We start from the raw sequence: 19,143 nt of genomic DNA on the forward strand, positions 1-19,143 counted from the left end.
GTCAGTGATTGTCGCGCGGCACGAAGGCCCCGCGGCGACCACGCAGGAAGGCCAGGTCGGCGCCCTGGTCGGCTTGCAGCACCGTGTCGACGTACAGCTTCCAGTAGCCCGAATCGAGCGGCGCCTTGGGCGCGACCCACTTCTCGAGCCGCCTGGCGAGCTCTTCGTCGCTCACATGCAGGTGCAGCTTGCGGTTGGGCACGTCCAGCTCGACGATGTCGCCGTCCTGCACCAGCGCGAGCGGTCCGCCCGCGGCTGCCTCGGGCGCCGTGTGCAGCACCACCGTGCCGTAGGCCGTGCCGCTCATGCGCGCGTCGCTGATGCGGACCATGTCGGTGATGCCCTTGCGCAGCACTTTCGGCGGCAGCGGCATGTTGCCCGACTCGGCCATGCCCGGATAGCCGCGCGGGCCGCAGTTCTTCAGCACCATCACGCAGTGCTCGTCGATGTCGAGGTTCTCGTCGTCGATGCGCTTGTGCAGGTCGTCGGCGCTTTCGAACACCACCGCGCGGCCCTTGTGCACCAGCAGCTCGGGCGTGGCGGCACTGGGCTTGATGATGGCGCCGTTGGGCGCGAGATTGCCGCGCAGCACGCAGATGCCGGCCTTGTCCTTGAAGGGCTCGGCCAGCGGGCGGATCACCTGCGGGTTGTAGTTCTCGGCGTCCTTCACGTTGTCCCACAGCGTCTGGCCGTTGGCCGTGATCACATCCTTGTGCAGGTACTGCGCGATCTCCTTGATGACCACCGGCAGCCCGCCCGCATAGCAGAAGTCTTCCATCAGGAAGCGGCCCGAAGGCTGCAGGTCGACCAGGCAGGGGAGGTCCGAGGCCAGGCGGTCGAAGTCGTCCAGCGAAAGATCGACGCCGATGCGCCCCGCAATGGCCAGCAGGTGGATGACGAGGTTGGTGGAGCCGCCGATGGCCGCATTGACCTTGATGGCGTTCTCGATGGCCTGGCGCGTGAGGATCTTCGACATGTGGAGGTCTTCATGGACCATGTCGACGATGCGCCGCCCCGCCATGCGCGCGAGCACGTTGCGCCGGCCGTCCACCGCCGGGTAGGCGGCGTTGCCGGGCAGGCCAATGCCCAGCGACTCGACCATGCTGGCCATGGTGCTGGCGGTGCCCATGGTCATGCAGTGGCCGTGGCTGCGGTGCATGCAGCTCTCGGCCTCGAAGAAGTCCTGCAGCTTGAGCGTGCCGGCGCGCACCTGCTCGCTCATCTGCCACACGCCGGTGCCCGAGCCCAGCTCCTGGCCGCGCCACTTGCCCGAAAGCATCGGGCCGCCGGAGACGCCGATGGTCGGCAGGTCGACGCTGGCCGCACCCATCATGAGCGCGGGCGTGGTCTTGTCGCAGCCCATGAGCAGCACCACGCCGTCCAGCGGATTGCCGCGGATGCTTTCTTCCACGTCCATGCTCGCGAGGTTGCGGTACAGCATGGCGGTGGGGCGCAAGAGCGTTTCGCCGAGCGACATCACCGGGAATTCGAGCGGAAAGCCGCCCGCTTCGTAGACGCCGATCTTCACCTGCTCGGCGAGCGTGCGGAAGTGCGAGTTGCAGGGCGTGAGCTCGCTGAAGGTGTTGCAGATGCCGATGACCGGGCGCCCGTCGAACTGGTCGTGCGGCACGCCCTTGCCCTTGACCCAGCTGCGGTAGATGAAGCCATCGCGGTCATGGCGGCCGAACCATTGCTGGCTGCGCAGGTCTTCGGGTTTTTTCTTAGGGGAAGTGCTCATCGGGTTGTCTCCGTTTGCGACCGCTTGCGGCCCCAAACCTCAGGGTTTGTCCTGCCGATCGATCATTTCAATCATCATATGATAAGTGCGAAGAGCTTGCCGGACCCTTAGTGTTTTCGAGTGTCGGCATATCAAATTTCACATCACGCACATGATCAAGAACATCCACGGTCGCACGCTCGAGCTGCTCGGCGAAGCTGTCGTGGCCGGCCGCTATGCGATTGGTGCGTCGATCCCGGCCGAACCCATTCTGGGCGAGGAGCTCGGCGTGAGCCGCACCGTGGTGCGCGAAGCCATCAAGTCGCTCGCGGCCAAGGGCCTGATCGTGACGGGCCCCAAGGTGGGCACGCGGGTGCTGCCGCAGGACAAGTGGAACTGGTTCGACCCTGACGTCATCACCTGGCAGTCGCGTGCCGGGCTCACGCCCGAGTTCCTGCGCGACCTGCAGGACCTGCGGCGCGTGGTCGAGCCGGCGGCCGTGCGGCTCGCGGCCGAGCGCGCCAGCCCGCAGGACATCGAGGAAATAGAGCGTGCCTACGCCGGCATGAAGGAAGCCGTGGAGAACGGCGGCGACTACGTCACCTTCGACCTGCGCTTTCATACCGGCCTCCTGAGCGCAGCGCGCAACCGCATGCTCGCGCAGATGAGCAAGGCGCTCAACGCACTGCTTCGCACCAGTTTCGAGATATCGACCAGCAAGCCCGACGGTCCCGCGCTTTCGCTGCCGCTGCATCGCGCGGTGCTCGACGCGGTGATTGCGCACGATCCGGCCAAGGCCGAGCAGGCGGTCATCCGCCTCATCGACGGCGCGCGGCAGGACATCGAAGACGTGCTCGGCTCGTCGCGCCGCCGGCTGCCGCGGCTCAGCCGCCCACCGCCGCGGCTCAAGGCCCACTAGCCGGGCAGCCCGGGTCCAGGCGCGAGCCGGCGCAGGTTGCCACAGATTTTTTTCACCCACGCTCGTGTTCGAGCATTTCCACCGAAAAAGAAGGAGACACCATGAAAGTCGTCAAGTCGCTGATAGCGCCGACGTTGTTCGCGCTGGGGTTGTTGGCGTCGGCAGGTCCCGCCGCCGCGCAGGAAAAGCTCACCGTCTGGTGGGTCAAGGGCTTCTACAAGGCCGAGGACGATGCGTTGTTTGCGGCCATCAAGAAGTTCGAGGACAAGAACAAGGACGTGAAGATCGAGCTGTCGCAGTACCCGATCCAGGACATGATTCCCAAGACCGTGTCCGCGCTCGACTCCGGCAGCCCGCCCGACGTGGCGTATGCCGACGTGTACGACTTCCAGGTCACGGGCAAGTGGGCCTACGACGGCAAGCTCGAGGACATCGGCAGCGTGCTCGCGCCCATGAAGGACCGCTTCGCGCCCAACACGCTCGAGACCGCCTTCCTCTACAACGACCAGACCAAGAAGAAGGCCTACTACGCGTTCCCGATCAAGCAGCAGACGATGCATATCGAGTACTGGAACGACATGCTCAACGAGGCCGGGTTCAAGGAGTCCGACATCCCCACCGCCTGGAAGGACTACTGGTCGTTCTGGTGCGAGAAGGTGCAGTCCGGCAGCCGCAAGCAGACCGGCAAGCGCACCTTCGGCATCGGCATGCCGATGGGCGTGGATTCGAGCGATTCCTTCTATTCGTTCCTGACCTTCATGGACGCCTACAACGTCAAGCTGGTGGACGACAGCGGCAAGCTGCTGGTGGACGACCCCAAGGTGCGCGCCGGCCTGATCAGCGCCTTGACCGACTACACCACGCCCTACACGAAGGGCTGCACGCCGCCCTCGTCGACCAGCTGGAAGGACCCGGACAACAACGTCGCCTTCCACAACAAGACGACCGTGATGACGCACAACGCGACCATCTCCATTGCCGCCAAGTGGCTCGACGATTCGAACAACGCCTCGCTCACGCCCGAGCAGCGCGAGGAAGCGCGCAAGAACTACACCGAGCGCATCCACACGGCGGGCTTTCCGAACAAGCCTGACGGCAGCAAGATGGTCTACCGCTCCGCGGTGAAGACCGGCGTGGTGTTCAAGGACGCCAAGAACAAGGCGCGCGCCAAGGAGTTCGTTGCCTTCCTCATGCAGGAAGAGAACCTCACGCCGTACGTCGAGGGTTCGCTCGGCCGCTGGTTCCCGGTGACCAAGGCCGCGCAGGCGAGCCCGTTCTGGAAGGCCGACCGCCATCGCCTGTCGGTGTTCAACCAGTACGCCGCCGGCACCGTGACCTTCGAGTTCACCAAGAACTACAAGTTCACCGTGCTCAACAACGAGAACGTCTGGGCCAAGGCCATGAGCCGCGTCGTCACCGACAAGGTGCCGGTGGACAAGGCGGTCGACGAGCTGATCGCGCGCATCAAGACGGTCGCGGCGCAGTAAGCCGCATCCCCAAAACACCTTCACCGGGCCGACTCGCATGAGCTCCACTGCCACCGCCGCGCCATCCCTGGCGCCTGTTGTCAATCTCGGGGCGCGGCACGCGCGCTGGCAGTTCTGGGGCGCGGTCATGGTCGTGCCCTACCTGCTGGTGTTCGTGGTGTTCGTGCTCTATCCGGTGGGGTACGGGCTGTGGCTCGCGCGCCATCCGCAAAGCTACGTCAAGCTGGTCGAAGACCCGATCTTCTTCCGCTCGGTGATCAACACGGCCATCTTCCTGGTCGTGGCGATCAACATCAAGATGCTCGTGGCCCTGGTGCTTTCGGGCTTCTTCGTGACATCGCGCTGGTGGATCAAGATCGTCTCGGCGATCTTCATCCTGCCATGGGCGATGCCCTCCATTCCCACCATCCTGTCGGTCCGCTTCATGCTCAACCCCGAGTGGGGCGTGATCAACAGCACCATCTTCCGCCTCACCGGCGCGGATGGTCCCAACTGGCTCAACGATCCTTCGCTGGCACTGGCCCTGGCGATGGTGGTGCACGTATGGAAGTCGCTGCCGTTCTGGACGCTGATCCTGGTGGCAGGGCGGCTGGCCATTCCTGCCGAACAGTATGAAGCCGCTTCGGTCGACGGCGCCTCGACGTGGCAGAAGTTCCGCTTCGTGAGCTGGCCCGCGCTGAAGACGCTCTACGTCACGTCCCTCATTCTTTCGATGATCTGGACGCTGGGCGACTTCAACAGCGTCTACCTGCTGACCGGCGGCGGACCTGCCGACCTGACGCACGTGCTCGCAACCTTGGGCATCCGCTATCTGCGGCTGGACCAGGTCGACCTGTCGATGGCATCGATCGTGGTGGCGCTGCCGCTCGTCCTGCCACTCGTCTACTTCATGATGAAAAGGCTCTCGAAATGAGCCCCCACGCTCACCACTTCGTGTGTTCGCTGCCCCCCGGGGGGGCGCTCGCCCTCCTAGAGGCGGCTCGTCGGAGGACGATATGAAACGCTGGACCCCCAAGGCCATAGCGACCGAGGCCAAGCTGCTGCTGATCGGCATTCCGGTGCTGCTCTGGACGCTGATCCCGGTCTACCACATGGTGCTGTTCGCGATCTCGTCGAAGGACTCCGCGACCTCGGGCCACCTGTGGCCCAAGAACCCGACGCTGGACAACTTCCGCATCGTGTTCCAGCAGAAGCACTTCTACCTGGACCACTTCTGGCTGCAGCTGGGGAACTCGCTGCTGATCGCACTGTCGGTCGGGGCGCTCACGCTGTTCGTCGCAACCACGGCCGCGTTCGCGATCAGCCGGCTGCGCGTGCGGGGCGGGCGCACCGTGATGAACCTGGCGCTCTTCACCTACTTCATTCCCGCGGCCTTTCTTGCCGTGCCCATGTACAAGACCATGGGCAACTACGGCCTGCTCAACAGCCAGTGGGCGCTGATCCTTGCCATGGTGACCATCGCCTCGCCGTACTGCATCTGGGTGCTCAAGCAGGCCTCCGACAAGCTGCCCTACGAGCTCGACGAGGCCGCGCGCATGGACGGCGCCTCGCCGCTGCAGCTGTTCCGCCTGGTGTACCTGCCGCTGATGGTGCCGTCGCTGGTGGCGGTGGGCACCTATTCGCTGCTGCTGGCATGGAACGAATACCTCTACGCCTTCCTGCTGCTGTCGAACGACAGGAGCGTGACCTTGGCGGTGGCGCTCGGCAACTTTCTTTCGGCCGACGATTCGCCGTGGGAGCTGCTGATGGCCACCGGCCTCATCTATGCATTGCCGCCCGCGGCGATCTACTACGCCTTCAAGCGCTACATGGTGGGCGGCCTCACTGCAGGCGCCGTCAAGAGCTGAGCGAACCCTGGGAATAAAAATGGCATCCGTATCCTTTCGCAATATCCAGAAATCCTTCGGCAAGGTCCAGATCATCCAGGGCCTGAGCTTCGACATCACCGATGGCGAGTTCGTGGTGCTGGTCGGGCCCTCGGGCTGCGGCAAGTCCACCTTGCTGCGCATGCTCGCGGGCCTGGAGGACATCAGCGGCGGCGAGATCATGATCGACAGCCGCGTGGTCAACGACCTCGAGTCCAAGGACCGCGACATCGCCATGGTGTTCCAGAGCTACGCGCTCTATCCGCACATGACGGTCGGCGAGAACATGGGCTTCAGCCTGCGGCTGCGCAATGCCGAGAAGTCGGTGACCGACGAGCGCGTGGCGCGCGCCGCGAAGATCCTCAACCTCGATGCACTGCTCGGGCGCTATCCGCGCGAGCTGTCGGGCGGCCAGCGCCAGCGCGTGGCCATGGGGCGCGCCATCGTGCGCGACCCCAAGGTGTTCCTGTTCGACGAGCCGCTCTCCAACCTCGACGCCAAGCTGCGCGTGGCCATGCGTGCCGAGATCAAGGCGCTGCATCAGCGCCTGAAGACCACCACCGTCTATGTGACGCACGACCAGATCGAGGCCATGACCATGGCCGACCGCATCGTGGTGATGCACGACGGCATCGTCGAGCAGATCGGCACGCCGCTCGACCTGTACGACCGCCCCGACAACCTGTTCGTCGCGCAGTTCATCGGCTCGCCGTCGATGAACGTGATCGAGGGCACGGTGCGGCGCTCGGGCGGCGAATGCCATGTCGAGGCACATGGCGCGCGCTTGCCCGTGCCGCCGGGCACCTCGGCGCCCGATGGCCAGCCGGTGCACTACGGCATCCGCCCCGGCGACATCACGCTGGGCGGCGGCAGCGGCGTCGATGCGCAGGTGATCGTGGTCGAGCCCACGGGCGCCGAGACCGAACTGCTGGTGCAGGTCGGCGAAGCGAAGCTGGTGCTCGCGGTGCATGGCCGCGTCGACGCGCAGCCCGACCAGACCGTGGGCCTGGCGATCGATGCCAACCGCGTGCACCTGTTCGACCGCCAGAGCGGCCGGCGCATGCCCTGAGCTTCCGGCTCAGTCGGTGCGCAGCCGCAGCAGCGCGCGCACGAAGCCGTGGTCCGAGCGCGAGCGGTCCCGGCCTTCGTGCAGGTGGTCGTTGAAGTAGTCGACCCGGCGCACGTCGCCCAGGCTGCGCCGGCTCGTCGCAACGAATTCCTCGCTCACGAAGATCTGGTCGAGCACGGCCGGAAAGCCCTGGTGGATGTGCGAATAGGCCACGTCCTTCTTGAGTGCCGATTCGCCCTGCATCTCGTAGGCGTTGAACAGCGCCACGTCGCGCGCGGCCTTGTCGTAGGCCACCTCGGAGGTGGCGGCCACCAGCTGCGTGGTGACGCTGTGCGGGTCGTCGTTGAAGTCGCCCATCACCACCAGCGGCGTGTTGGTGCCCTGCAGCAGGTCGATCACGATGCAGCGCAGAGCCGCCGCCTCGACGCCGCGCATGACCAGCGAGCGCAGCGAAGCCATCACGCCGACCTTGCGGTCCTCCCGGTCTTCCAGGGCATGGCCCTGCGCGTCCTGCAGGAACTTCGGCCGCTTCGATTTGAGGTGCACCGTGAGCACGTGCACCTGCTGCCCGTGCTTCATGCGCAGCGTGGCCAGAAGGGGCGGGCGCTCGAAGCGCGTGTGCGGGCCCAGGCCCGGCACCTCGACCCCGAAGCCGGGCGGAAAGTCGACGAAGGACCGGACCTCGTCCACCTGCAGCCGCGTGGCAATGCCGACCCGAGGCGTGCCCTGTGCGCCCGGCCGTGCAGGCGTGCCCGGCGGGCTCGCGGGCGGCGGCGTGTTCTCCGCGCCGGGGACCGAGACGAAGTCGTAGCGCAGGCCGCTGCGCGCAATGGCGGCCTTCAGCGCGCTCTCGTCCCAGACCTCCTGCACCGCGAGCACGTCGGCATTGAGCGCGTGGAAGCGCTCGCCGGTCCAGGCGATCTTGCGTTCGTATTCGCGCTCGTCATAGGCGTCCTGGTTCTCGTAGTACACCCGGTGCGGGTTCGCGAGATTCAGCAGGTTGCAGGTGGCAACGAAGAGCGTGGCGTAGTTGGGCGGGATGTCTTGCATGGCAAGGGATTGTGTCCGCTGCGGCCGGCGCGCGGGAGAGGCCATACCGGCAACGAAAAAACAAAGGGCACCGAAGTGCCCTTTGTATTTGTTGCCGGGCAGATGTTCCATCTACCCGCTGCGCCGGTCAGCGACCGAACGAACGGCCGCCGCCGCCTGAGCGGTTGCCGCCGCCACCGCCGCCGTAGCCGCCGCCACCACCCGAACGGCCACCGCCGCCCGAACGGTTGCCGCCGTAGCCGCCACCGCCGCCGCCTGGACGGCCGCGACCGCGGCCGCCACCCATGTGGTCGACGCTGGTGCGCAGCGGATCCGGCTGGCCGTCGCCGCCGGCGACCGCTTCGGCGCGCAGGTGCGCGACCTGGTTGGCCTGCGTCGGGCTGTGGCTGTTGCCGTGATGGCGCGGTTGGCGCTCGTCATGCGGCAGATGGTTCTGCGGCGCATGGTGCGGCGCGCGTGCCGGGCCTTGCGGTCCGCGGCCTTGTGCCGGGCGGGCGCCCTGGCCGCGCGGGCCCTGGACCTGTCCCTGGCCGCCGCCATTGGCATTGCGGCCCTGGCCGCCGCCGCCCTGGCCGCCACCGCGGCGTTGGCCGCCGCCGTTGCCGCCACCACCGGCGCGCTCGCCGCCGCCCTGGCCGGCCTTGTTCTCGCGGATGCGCTGCAGCATCTCGGTGCGGGCAGCCTTGGCGGCCGCCTGCATCACGTCGCGGCTCGGCGGACGGCCGGCGCCGCCCCAGATCGTCTGGCGGCCCATGGCGATCGGCTCGGCGCGTTCGCCTTCCTCGGGGCCGAAGCCTTCGACGAACTGCACCGGGATCGTCTGCTTGGTGAAGCGTTCGATTTCCTGCATGAAGCCTTCTTCGTCCATGCAGACGAAGCTCACGGCCTCGCCGCTCGAACCGGCGCGGCCGGTGCGGCCGATGCGGTGCACGTAGTCTTCGCTGACGTTCGGGATCTCGTAGTTCACGACGTGCGGCAGCTCGTCGATGTCGATGCCGCGGGCCGCGATGTCGGTGGCCACCAGCGCGCGGATGTCGCCGCTCTTGAAGCCGGCCAGCGCCTGGGTGCGGGCGCTCTGGCTCTTGTTGCCGTGCAGCGCCATCGCCTCGATGCCGTTCTTGGTGAGGAATTCGGCCACGCTGTTGGCGCCGAACTTGGTGCGCGTGAACACGAGCACCTGGCTCCACTTGTTCTCGTTGATGATGTGCGCGAGCAGCGCCTTCTTCTTGCCGCGGCCCACCGGGTGGATCACCTGCGTGATGCGCTGCACGGTGGTGTTGCGCGGCGTCACCTGGATGCTCTGCGGGTTCTTGAGCAGCGTGGCGGCCAGGTCGCGGATCTCGTCGCTGAAGGTGGCCGAGAACAGCAGGCTCTGCTTTTCCTTGGGCACTAGCGCCAGGATCTTCTTCACGTCATGGATGAAGCCCATGTCGAGCATGCGGTCGGCTTCGTCGAGGATCAGCATCTGGACCTGGCTCAGGTCGAGCATGCCCTGCTGCTGCAGGTCGAGGAGGCGGCCGGGGGTGGCCACGAGGATGTCGACGCCCTTCTTGAGCTTGCTGATCTGCGGGTTCATGCCCACGCCGCCGAAGATCACGGTGGAGTCGAGCTCCAGGTACTTGCCGTAGGTGCGCACCGACTCTTCGACCTGGGCCGCGAGTTCGCGCGTGGGCGTGAGCACCAGCGCACGGATGCCGATGCCGCCGAACTTGTTGGTGGCGCTCGCGCCCGTGCTGAGCTTGTGCAGCATGGGCAGCGTGAAGGCAGCGGTCTTGCCGGTGCCGGTCTGGGCGCCGCCCAGGAGGTCGTGGCCTTCGAGGACCGCGGGAATGGCTTGCGCCTGGATGGGGGTGGGGGTGTCGTAACCGTGCTCGTGCACAGCCTTCAAGATGGCGGGAGCCAGCTTCAGTTCGTCAAAATTCATTGGAAACAATAAGCGCCATACACGGCGCAGTGGCATCGGCCCGCTTGGCGTCTTTTGTGACGCCGAGCCAGTCAAGGCTGATGAAGGTCAGGGGTGGGAGCCGGAAAGTCCGCCCTCGCAAGAGGGTTGAAAGGCGCTTTCTTCGTCCCCGGCAGAGAGCCGGTGTTGCGGGCAACTGGACCCGGCAACGGTGGCTATTGTCGCATGAGTCGATAATCCATGGTTTGCCGCGTTCGAAAGCTTCTTCGGGCGCCCGCACTTTTCCCCCAATTTCCGCTACCCAAGGTAACTATCCACAGATGGCTCAATACGTCTATTCGATGAACCGCGTCAGCAAGACCGTGCCGCCCAAGCGGCAGCTCTTGAAGGACATTTCGCTCTCTTTCTTCCCCGGCGCCAAGATCGGCGTGCTCGGCCTGAACGGCTCGGGCAAGTCCACGCTGCTCAAGATCATGGCGGGTGTGGACAAGGAGTTCGAGGGCGAAGCGCTGCCCATGCCGGGCATGACGATCGGCTACCTGGAGCAGGAACCCAAGCTCGACCCCGAGCACACGGTGCGCGAATCGGTCGAAGAGTCCATGGGCGCGGTGTTTGCGGCCAAGGCGCGCCTCGAAGAGGTGTACATCGCCTATGGCGCCGAAGACGCCGACTTCGACGCGCTGGCGGCCGAACAGGCCCAGCTCGAAGCCATCATCGCCACCGCCGGCACTGATTCCGAGCACCAGCTCGAGATCGCCGCCGATGCGCTGCGCCTGCCGCCGTGGGACGCGAAGATCGGCCTGCTGTCAGGCGGCGAGAAGCGGCGCGTGGCGCTGTGCCGCCTGTTGCTGTCCAAGCCCGACATGCTGCTGCTCGACGAACCCACCAACCACCTGGACGCCGAATCGGTGGAGTGGCTCGAAGTGTTCCTGCAGCGCTTCACGGGCACCGTGGTGGCCATCACCCACGATCGCTACTTCCTGGACAACGCGGCCGAGTGGATCCTGGAAATGGACCGCGGCCGCGGCATTCCCTGGAAGGGCAACTACAGCACCTGGCTCGAGCAGAAGGGCGAACGCCTGGCGCAGGAGCAAAAGAGCGAAGAAGCCCACGCCAAGGCGCTGAAGAAGGAACTGGAGTGGTCGCGCCAGAACCCGAAGGCACGCCAGGCCAAGAGCAAATCCCGCCTCGCCCGCTTCGAAGAGCTGAGCGACATGGAATACCAGAAGCGCAACGAGACGCAGGAAATCTTCATTCCGGTGGCGGAGCGGCTGGGCCAGCAGGTGTTCGAGTTCCACAACGTCAGCAAGTCCTTCGGCGACCGCATGCTGATCGACAACCTGAGCTTCACCGTGCCGCCGGGCGCGATCGTCGGCATCATCGGCCCGAACGGCGCCGGCAAGTCGACGCTCTTCAAGCTGCTCGCGGGCAAGGAAAAGCCGGATTCGGGCGAGGTCGTCATCGGCCAGACCGTGAAGATGGCCTTCGTGGACCAGCACCGCGACGAACTCGCCAACAACAAGACCGTGTGGGAAGACATCTCGAACGGCCTGGACATCATCAACGTCGGCAAGTTCCAGATGGCGAGCCGCGCCTATGCGGGCCGCTTCAACTTCAACGGCGCCGACCAGCAGAAGAAGGTCGGCACGCTGTCGGGCGGCGAGCGCGGCCGCCTGCACCTGGCCAAGACGCTGATCGCGGGCGGCAACGTACTGCTGCTGGACGAGCCGTCGAACGACCTGGACGTGGAAACGCTGCGCGCGCTCGAAGACGCGCTGCTCGAGTTCGCCGGCACCGTGATGGTCATCAGCCACGACCGCTGGTTCCTCGACCGCATCGCCACGCACATCCTTGCCGCCGAAGGCGACAGCCAGTGGACCTTCTTCGACGGCAACTACCAGGAGTACGAAGCCGACAAGAAGAAGCGCCTGGGCGAAGAGGGTGCCAAGCCCAAGCGCATGCGCTACAAGGCACTCAAGTAAGCCTCAGGGCGTTTCGACAAGAGCGCGCGGTTCCGCAAGGGGCCGCGCGCTTTTTTCATCGTCGGCCGCAAACACTTCGCGCGCCGCCGCCAGGCCGTTGAGCGCGGCCGGAAAACCCGCGTACACGGCCATCTGCATGATGGTCTCGACAACCTCGGTGCGCGTGGCGCCGACGTTGAGCGCGCCTTGGATGTGCACCTTGAGTTGCGGCGCGGCATTGCCCATGGCCGTGAGCGCGGCCACCACCGCGATCTCGCGCGAACGCAGGTCGAGGCCGGGGCGCGAGTAGATGTCGCCGAACGGAAACTCGATCAGGAGGCGCGCGAAGTCGGGTGCGATGCCGGCCAGGCTTTCGACGACCTTGACGCCGCCTTCACCGTCGATTTCCTGAAGTTTGGCCAACCCGCGCTCGTAGCGCAGGTTGTTGTCGTTGCCGTTGTGGCTTGCTTGTGGGTGGGTCATCGCTCGTCTTTCCTTCGGGGGCTGTGCCCGGTGACGAGGGACGCTTCTTGTCGATGGCACGGTAGTGCGCGATCTTCAGCGACAGTGCCTGCATCGATTGCTGCAGCGCCGCCACCTTGGCCTGGACCTCGGCAAGATGCTGTTCGAGCATCTCGCGCCGTTCCCCGACACTGGCGTCCCCCTGGCTTCGAAGCCTGGCGAAGGCCTGCATGCCCTGGATGGGCATGCCGGTCTCGCGCAGGCGCAACAGGAAGGCCAGCCAGTCCAGGTCGGCGCTCGCATAGCGGCGCTGGCCGCCCGGTGCACGGGGCACCGCGGCGATCAGTCCGATGCGCTCGTAGTAGCGCAGCGTGTCGGCCGTGAGGCCGGTACGCCGCGCGACTTCCGCAATGGTCAGGTGGACTTCCATGGCGGGAATTCTCGAGGTTGGAGCGCGCTCCAAGTCAAGCGCTTTTTGCGGCTTCTTCGGTCGGCGGTGTGCGGGGCGCGAAATCGCCGGGCTGCGGCCAGCGCATCTGCACGCGCCTTTGCACCGTGTGGATGTTGTTGCGCAGCGCATAGAGCTCGTCGGCATACGACAGCGGAACGGCCACCTTGTTGACCACGCGGTCGAGCTCCTCGAGTTCGTCGAGCAGTTCGTCGCGCCCGCCCTGGCGCGCATCGACCTTGGCCTCGATGTCGCGCAGCCGCGCATACCAGCGGAACACGCGGCGGCGCACGCGGAACTGGTAGAGCGGCGGCACCACGCGGCTCAGCGGCAGCATCAGCACCAGCAGGCCGCCGAGCACCAGCCACATGCGCTCGATCAGGTTGCTGGCCCAGAACGGCAGGTAGCGCTGCCAGAACGGCGGCGTGCCGTTGATGGCGCGGTCGCCCTCGGGGCTCACGGGCAGTTCGCTGGTGCGCGTGTTGGGAAAGTCGCGTGCGCGGTTGAACCAGCCGGCGTCGCTGTGCACGCTTTGCGCGGCCTCTGCGAAGAGCTGGCGCAGCGCGGAGTGGGTCTTGTCGCGCGAGAGCAGCGAGGTGGTGGCCGCGAGCAGCGAGACATCCGTGGGCGGCAGGTCCTTCGACAGGTCGACCACGCCGCGCGGCAGCGTCACCGCCGAGAGAAACGGAAAACGCCGCGTGTACGCATCGGCCTGGCCGAAGTCCATGAGCTTGATGTCGGGCGCGCGCAGCAGCCGCTGCACCTGCGGCGACTGCGGCGCCGAGGACAGCACGATGGCATCGAGCAGGCCGGCCTGCAGCGCTTCGGCCGCGGCCGCCTGTTCGAGGTTGGAAAGCAGCAGCGCATCGGGCTCGAGGTGGTTGGCCTTGAAGAGCCTTTCCATGATCTCGGGCAGGCCGCTGCCCGCCAGGTCGACGTTCACGCGCAGGCCGCGCAGCTGGGCGAGCGAAGTCAGCGTGGCCGTCTTGCGGTCGATCTTCTGCGCGCTGTCGGCGCGGTAGAAGAGCCAGATCGGCTCGAAGAACAGGCTGCCGAGCGAGGTGAGGCCGGCTTCCTCGTCGGCCACCGGGTCGGCGCTGCCGCCGCGCACGAAGCCCACGTCGGCGCCGCCGCTGCGCAGCAGTTCGAGGTTTTCGGAAGAGCCCGTGGTGGCCTTGAGCTCCACCTCGATGCCGCTGCTCTTGAGCAGCTCGGCATAGCGCTTGCCGAACTGCGAATAGGCGCTGCCGGTGGGGCCGGTCGCCAGCGTCACATGCTTGGGCGGCTGCGGCTGCAGCCACCAGTAGGCGGCAATCAGGAGGCCGATCACGAGGAACACGACGGGACCGGCCGAGGCGATCAGGTCGCGGATCGACAGCAGGATCAGCTTCAGTGTCTTGGGCATGGCCATGGGGTACTCAACCTTTCGTTGCGGCGAGATCGGCCGCGCACGGCACGTGCAGCTCGCCAACGGTGACGGAGCGCGCCGCCAGCACCGCGCGCAGGGTGGCGCGCGCCACCGCTTCGGCCGCCATGGTGCCGAGCACGGTCATGCCGGGGCGGGATTCGGCACCGGGGCCTTCGAGCGGAATGCGGCCGGTGGCCAGCGCGAACAGCGTGTCGCCGTCGCTCATGGTGTGCACCGGGTTGATGGCGCGCGCCAGGCCATCGTGCGCCACGCTCGCAAGGCGGTTGGCCTGCACCTTCGTCAGCACCGCGTCGGTCGCGATCACGCCGAGCGTGGTGTTGGTGCCCGCGAGCAGGGGCTTGGGCAGCTCGCCGCGCAGCAGGGCGCGGCGGGTGTCGAGCAGCGCGCGGCCGTCCTCGGTGCGCGCGCCGGCCACCGGCTGCGCGGTGTCGGGGTCGATCACGTCGCCCAGCGCGTTGACCGCGATCAGCGCGCCCACCGTCACGCCGCCCACGGTGACCGAGGCGGTGCCGATGCCGCCCTTCATCGCGCGGTGCACGCCGAAGAGCTTGCCCACGAGCGCACCGCTGCCGGCGCCCACGTTGCCTTCTTCCGGCGCATCGCGGGTGGCCGCTTCGCAGGCCGCATAGCCGGCGGCGGCGTCGGGGCGGATGCGCGCATCGCCCATGGGCAGGTCGAACAGCACGGCGGCCGGCACGATGGGCAGGGTGCCGAAGCGCACGTCCATGCCGACGTTGCGCTCCTCGAGCCAGCGCATCGCGCCTTCGGCCGCGGCCAGGCCCCAGGCGCTGCCGCCCGCGAGCATCACGCCGTGCACCTGCTGCACCAGGTTGCCGGGCGAGAGCAGGTCGGTCTCGCGCGTGCCCGGCGCGGCGCCGCGCACGTCGACGCCGGCCACCGCGCCCTCGCGCGCGAGGATCACGGTGCAGCCGGTGGGCCGGCGCGTATCGGAGAAATGGCCGACTTCGATGCCGGCCACATCGGTGATGGCGCCGGCAGACGAAGCAGCGGAAGAGGACAAAGCGGATGACGGAGCAGGCATGGCGGCCGATTATGGGACCGCCCCTCTACGATAGGCCCCCATGACAGTTGCAAGAAGTTTCTCCGGCGAGGGCGCGGGACGCCACGTGGCCGTGATCGGCGCAGGCGCCGTGGGCAGCGCGACCGCCATCGAGGCCCTGCGCGCCGGCCTGCGCGTGACGGTGGTGGAGCCCGGCGAACCAGGTGGCCCGCAGGCCACGAGCTACGGCAATGCGGGTTGGCTCTCGTCGCATTCCGTGGTGCCGCCCGCGCTGCCCGGCGCCTGGCGCAAGGTGCCGGGCTGGCTGGCCGATCCGCTGGGGCCGCTCGCGCTGCGCTGGCGCCATCTGCCGCGGGCCTTGCCTTGGCTGCTGCGCTACCTGGCCTCGGGCTGGACCGAGGCACGCGTGCAGCGCACGGCCGACGCACTGCGCACGCTGCTGGCCGATGCGCCGGCCCTGCATGCCCGGCTCGCCGCCGAGGCCGGCGTGCCTCAGCTCATCGAGCGGCGCGGCCTGCTGCATGCCTACCGGTCGCGCGAGGAATTCGAAGGCGATGCGCTCGGCTGGCGCGTGCGCGGGCGCACCGGTGTGCACTGGGAGGAATGGCCGGCGGCCGAACTGCGCCGGCGCGAGCCCGACCTCGACGCGCGCTACACGCTTGGCATCTTCGTGCCCGAGGCCGGGCACTGCCGCAATCCCGGTGCCTATGTGGCGGCGCTCGCGCGGCATGCGCAGGAGGCCGGCGCGCAGCGCGTGGCGGCACGCGCCACCGGCTTTCGCATCGAGGGCGGGCGGCTGCGCGCGGTGCGCACCGATGCGGGCGAGATCGCATGCGACGCCGCCGCCATCTGCGCCGGTGCGCGCTCGGGCCCGCTGGCCGCTGCGGCCGGATCGCCGGTGCCGCTCGAATCCGAGCGCGGCTACCACGTGGTCGTCGAAGGCGCTTCGGTGGGGCCGCGCACGCCGACGATGGCGGCCGACGGCAAGCTCATCGCACACTGGATGGACGGCGGCCTGCGCGCGGCCGGCCAGGTCGAGATCGGCGGGCTCGATGCCGCGCCCGACTGGCGGCGCGCCGAGATCCTGCACCGGCACCTGCTGTCGATGTTTCCGGCCCTGGCCGCCCAGGCGCCGCAGGCGGTGGCCGTGAAGCACTGGCTCGGCCACCGGCCCAGCCTGCCCGACGGGCTGCCCTGCATCGGCACGTCCGCGGCCAGTGCGGACATCGTGCTGGCCTTCGGGCATGGGCACGTGGGCCTGTGCGGTTCGGCGCGCACCGGCAGGCTCGCGGCGCAATTGCTCGCGGGCACCGCGCCCGAGACGGCGCTGGCGCCTTTCGATCCCACCCGCTTCGGCTGACGCGCGGCGCGTTCTTCCTCAGCGGTAGCCCTGGTAGACGCGGCTGCCGCCATCGGCCAGCACCAGCAGCACGTCGTAGGGATCGCGCCGATCGCCATAGGCGGCGCCGTCCATGCCGGGCGATCCGACCGGCATGCCAGGGACGGCGAGGCCGATGGCCTTGGGCCTTTCGCGCAGCAGCCTGTGCACCTCGCGCGCGGGCACGTGGCCTTCGAGCGCATAGCCGCCGACCAGGCCGGTGTGGCACGAGCCCAGCGCGGCGGGAATGCCGAGCCGGGTGCGCGCGGCGCTGTTGCCAGCATCGTGCACGCGGGTGGCGAAGCCGTTCGCCTCGAGGTGCCTGACCCAGTCCTGGCAGCACCCGCAGTTCGGGTCCTTCCAGATCTCGACCATCGGTGCGGCGGCCGATGCGGCCAGCGGCCATGCCGCCGTGGATGCGAGCGCGAGCAGCGGGGCGGCGCGCAGAAGAAGGGTGCGTCTTTGCATGGCTTGTTTCTCCTCAGGATGGCAGCTGCGCGCGGGCCTTGTCGGCCCACGCCTGCAGGTTGTCGAGCAGGTCTTTCTGGCTGAAGGAGCAGCTCTCCTCGCTGAACAGCGCACTCGATTCGAGCCGGTCGAGCAGGTTCAGCAGCACCTCGCCATAGCGCGGCGGCAGGGCCGCGAGCAGTTCGCTGCTCGCACGCGCCTCGTTCGAGAGCGCGGCGACCGATCCGCCGCCCCCTTGCAGCGCCGCGATGCCGCCGCCGATGGTTTCGAGTTGCCGTGCGGCGGTGTTCATGGCGAAGCCTTTCCGGGTGGCGGCAGCGAGAGGCCGCGTTCGCGCATCAGGTCGCGCAGCACGTCGGGGTAGTCGGTGATGAGGCCGTCCACGCCCCAGTCCATCAGCCGCAGCATGTCGGCGCGCTGGTTCACGGTCCACGGCAGCACCTTGAGGCTGAGGCCTTGCGCTTCCTTGATGGCGGGCCGTGTCAGGTCGTTGTAGGCCGGCGACCAGATGACGGGCCCGCCCGCCGTGCCGGCCGCGGCCTTGACCAGCTGCGGCGTCGACGCGAACTGCGCCGCGTCGAGGCCGGCCGTCCAGCGGCTGTCCTTGAGCGTGCGCGCGGAGCTCAGGTAGGCCCGCGGCAATTGCGGCGCAAGCTGGCCGACCAGCGCAAGCGTGCGCCAGTCGAAGCTCTGGATGGTCACGCGGCCGCCCATCTGCGCCTTGTCGATCTCGGCGAGCAGGGCGCGCACCATCGGCTCGGGCGCGGCGGTTTCGTCGGGCTTGGTTGGGTCGATCTTGGTCTCGATGTTGAAGCGCACCGTGGCCGCCGCGGCGCCGCGTGCCCGCACATGGTCGAACAGTGCGGCCAGGGTCGGAATGCGCTCGCCGTCGCGCGGCAGCTGCAGCGCGAACCGCTTGCCGTAGTTGCTCGCGGGATTCAGCCGGCCGACGTCGTAGCTCTGAAGCTGGGCCAGCGTCAGGGAGCGGACGGTGGGGCCGGCCTTCGATGCGAGCCACGCACCGTTCGCGTCGCGCGTGTGGTCGGCATTGAGCGCGGTGTCGTGCGAGATCACGACCACGCCGTCGGCCGTGAGCCCGATGTCGAGTTCAAGCGTGCTCACGCCCAGGTCGATCGCGTTGGAGAAGGCCGCCAGCGTGTTCTCGGGTGCAAGGCCCCGTCCGCCGCGGTGGGCCTGCAGGTCGAAGTGCTGCTTTGCCGTGGGGAGAATGGCCGCGCAGCCCGCGACGAGCAACGCGGCGGCAAGCAGTGGGAATTTCATTTCAGCTGCACCTTGATGCCGTCGTCCTGCACCGTGATGTCGCCGATCTCGTAGGTCTTGCGCCCCACCGTGAGTTCTTCGGCCGTGAAGCTGCGCAGCACCTGCCCCTGCAGCAGCTCCTGCGCCACCACCGCGCCCACCTGCTGCAGGCGTTCCGCATCGCGGCCCTGCACGCCCTGCAGCTCGAGGCGCTCGGCCTTGGGATGGTCCAGGCGCAGCGCGCGCGCCGCGGCGTCGTAGCGCAGCGCGCTGCTGACCGAGACCACGCCCTGTACCGGCGAGGCGGCCAGCAGGGGGCTGGCAATGGTCAGCGTGGCCGTGATGGCCGCGCGGTTGCCGCGTGCGTCCAGGCCCAGCTGCGGGTCGCGCAGCCCGACCATGAAGATCTCGGCATAGCGTTCGGCCACCGGAAAGCGCTTGGCGATCTGCGCCTGCAGTTCGTCGCGCGTGGCGGTGTATTCGCTGGTGAAGAAGTTGAAGCCGGCCAGCGCGGCAAGCGGCGCCTGCAGGGCCGCGGCGCCGCACAGCGCGCGCAGCATCCAGCGGCGGGAGGTGGTGAAGGGCAGGGAGCGGATTTGCATACTCCTCGGAGCTTGCCACAGCCCGCGGGGTTCCGGCCAGTACGGCCTCCGGCCGGCGCGCTGGGCCCATGCTGCTATGCGGACAGGAAAATCTCCTACGCGGC

The 19,143-nt window shown here is 67.9% G+C and carries 18 protein-coding genes; 7 read left to right on the forward strand and 11 right to left on the reverse strand.

Annotated features, from left to right (window positions below; translation table 11 throughout):
- Position 1: 1 nt before the first annotated feature.
- Complete coding sequence (locus VPA02S_RS24825; protein WP_015866467.1) at positions 2–1,738, reverse strand: IlvD/Edd family dehydratase; 1,737 nt, start codon at positions 1,736–1,738, stop codon at positions 2–4.
- A 151-nt stretch (positions 1,739–1,889) separates the two neighbouring features.
- Here VPA02S_RS24825 and VPA02S_RS24830 point away from each other — a divergent pair, with 151 nt between their 5' ends.
- The 5 genes from VPA02S_RS24830 to VPA02S_RS24850 all read left to right on the forward strand — a co-directional run bounded on the left by VPA02S_RS24830 (position 1,890) and on the right by VPA02S_RS24850 (position 7,057).
- Positions 1,890–2,636: a FadR/GntR family transcriptional regulator gene (locus tag VPA02S_RS24830; protein ID WP_015866466.1), complete on the forward strand. Its 747-nt coding sequence runs from the start codon at positions 1,890–1,892 to the stop codon at positions 2,634–2,636.
- 101 nt (positions 2,637–2,737) lie between these two features.
- Complete coding sequence (locus VPA02S_RS24835) at positions 2,738–4,123, forward strand: ABC transporter substrate-binding protein (protein WP_018905525.1); 1,386 nt, start codon at positions 2,738–2,740, stop codon at positions 4,121–4,123.
- Positions 4,124–4,160: 37 nt separating this feature from the next.
- Positions 4,161–5,036 carry a carbohydrate ABC transporter permease gene (locus VPA02S_RS24840; protein WP_015866464.1) on the forward strand — a complete coding sequence of 292 codons (876 nt, stop codon included), beginning with the start codon at positions 4,161–4,163 and terminating at the stop codon, positions 5,034–5,036.
- 82 nt (positions 5,037–5,118) lie between these two features.
- Positions 5,119–5,970: a carbohydrate ABC transporter permease gene (locus VPA02S_RS24845; RefSeq protein WP_015866463.1), complete on the forward strand. Its 852-nt coding sequence runs from the start codon at positions 5,119–5,121 to the stop codon at positions 5,968–5,970.
- Between the two features lie 19 nt (positions 5,971–5,989).
- Entirely contained in the window at positions 5,990–7,057 is a 1,068-nt protein-coding gene (locus VPA02S_RS24850) for an ABC transporter ATP-binding protein (RefSeq protein ID WP_062366222.1), read from the forward strand.
- A gap of 9 nt (positions 7,058–7,066) precedes the next feature.
- Here VPA02S_RS24850 and VPA02S_RS24855 read toward each other — a convergent pair whose 3' ends face one another.
- Positions 7,067–8,107: an endonuclease/exonuclease/phosphatase family protein gene (locus VPA02S_RS24855; protein WP_062366225.1), complete on the reverse strand. Its 1,041-nt coding sequence runs from the start codon at positions 8,105–8,107 to the stop codon at positions 7,067–7,069.
- A 127-nt stretch (positions 8,108–8,234) separates the two neighbouring features.
- Complete coding sequence (locus VPA02S_RS24860; protein ID WP_062366227.1) at positions 8,235–10,031, reverse strand: DEAD/DEAH box helicase; 1,797 nt, start codon at positions 10,029–10,031, stop codon at positions 8,235–8,237.
- Positions 10,032–10,330: 299 nt separating this feature from the next.
- On the opposite strand from VPA02S_RS24860, the gene ettA reads away from it, so the two are divergent.
- Positions 10,331–11,992 carry an energy-dependent translational throttle protein EttA gene (gene ettA / locus VPA02S_RS24865; RefSeq protein WP_015866459.1) on the forward strand — a complete coding sequence of 554 codons (1,662 nt, stop codon included), beginning with the start codon at positions 10,331–10,333 and terminating at the stop codon, positions 11,990–11,992.
- Positions 11,993–11,995: 3 nt separating this feature from the next.
- Here the strand turns inward: ettA and VPA02S_RS24870 are convergent, their stop codons facing one another.
- From VPA02S_RS24870 to VPA02S_RS24880, 4 genes are read right to left on the reverse strand one after another with little or no spacing between them, the layout of a single operon-like run.
- Positions 11,996–12,454, reverse strand: a complete 459-nt coding sequence (locus tag VPA02S_RS24870; protein ID WP_062366229.1) for a carboxymuconolactone decarboxylase family protein — start codon at positions 12,452–12,454, stop codon at positions 11,996–11,998.
- The gene (locus VPA02S_RS31555; RefSeq protein ID WP_081247630.1) at positions 12,366–12,863 is read right to left on the reverse strand and encodes a MerR family transcriptional regulator; all 498 of its coding nucleotides are present in this window, start codon (positions 12,861–12,863) and stop codon (positions 12,366–12,368) included. The genes VPA02S_RS24870 and VPA02S_RS31555 overlap by 89 nt, the downstream gene beginning before the upstream one ends.
- Positions 12,864–12,897: 34 nt before the next feature.
- The gene (locus tag VPA02S_RS24875) at positions 12,898–14,292 is read right to left on the reverse strand and encodes a TAXI family TRAP transporter solute-binding subunit (RefSeq protein WP_018905531.1); all 1,395 of its coding nucleotides are present in this window, start codon (positions 14,290–14,292) and stop codon (positions 12,898–12,900) included.
- Positions 14,293–14,299: 7 nt separating this feature from the next.
- Positions 14,300–15,352 carry a P1 family peptidase gene (locus tag VPA02S_RS24880; RefSeq protein ID WP_018905532.1) on the reverse strand — a complete coding sequence of 351 codons (1,053 nt, stop codon included), beginning with the start codon at positions 15,350–15,352 and terminating at the stop codon, positions 14,300–14,302.
- Between the two features lie 40 nt (positions 15,353–15,392).
- On the opposite strand from VPA02S_RS24880, the gene VPA02S_RS24885 reads away from it, so the two are divergent.
- A complete protein-coding gene (locus VPA02S_RS24885; protein ID WP_062366231.1) occupies positions 15,393–16,691 on the forward strand; it encodes an NAD(P)/FAD-dependent oxidoreductase in 1,299 nt (432 codons plus the stop codon).
- Positions 16,692–16,709: 18 nt separating this feature from the next.
- Here the strand turns inward: VPA02S_RS24885 and VPA02S_RS24890 are convergent, their stop codons facing one another.
- Genes VPA02S_RS24890 through VPA02S_RS24905 form a run of 4 tightly spaced genes read right to left on the reverse strand, consistent with a single transcriptional unit; the run spans position 16,710 to position 19,039 of the window.
- Entirely contained in the window at positions 16,710–17,177 is a 468-nt protein-coding gene (locus VPA02S_RS24890) for a DUF411 domain-containing protein (RefSeq protein ID WP_062366232.1), read from the reverse strand.
- A 13-nt stretch (positions 17,178–17,190) separates the two neighbouring features.
- Positions 17,191–17,469: a hypothetical protein gene (locus VPA02S_RS24895; RefSeq protein ID WP_062366234.1), complete on the reverse strand. Its 279-nt coding sequence runs from the start codon at positions 17,467–17,469 to the stop codon at positions 17,191–17,193.
- A complete protein-coding gene (locus VPA02S_RS24900) occupies positions 17,466–18,458 on the reverse strand; it encodes a glycerophosphodiester phosphodiesterase (protein WP_062366237.1) in 993 nt (330 codons plus the stop codon). The genes VPA02S_RS24895 and VPA02S_RS24900 overlap by 4 nt, the downstream gene beginning before the upstream one ends.
- Positions 18,455–19,039: a YceB family lipoprotein gene (locus VPA02S_RS24905; protein ID WP_062366239.1), complete on the reverse strand. Its 585-nt coding sequence runs from the start codon at positions 19,037–19,039 to the stop codon at positions 18,455–18,457. The genes VPA02S_RS24900 and VPA02S_RS24905 overlap by 4 nt, the downstream gene beginning before the upstream one ends.
- Positions 19,040–19,143: the final 104 nt, after the last annotated feature.

This window comes from Variovorax paradoxus NBRC 15149 (assembly GCF_001591365.1).
Lineage (GTDB): Bacteria > Pseudomonadota > Gammaproteobacteria > Burkholderiales > Burkholderiaceae_C > Variovorax > Variovorax paradoxus.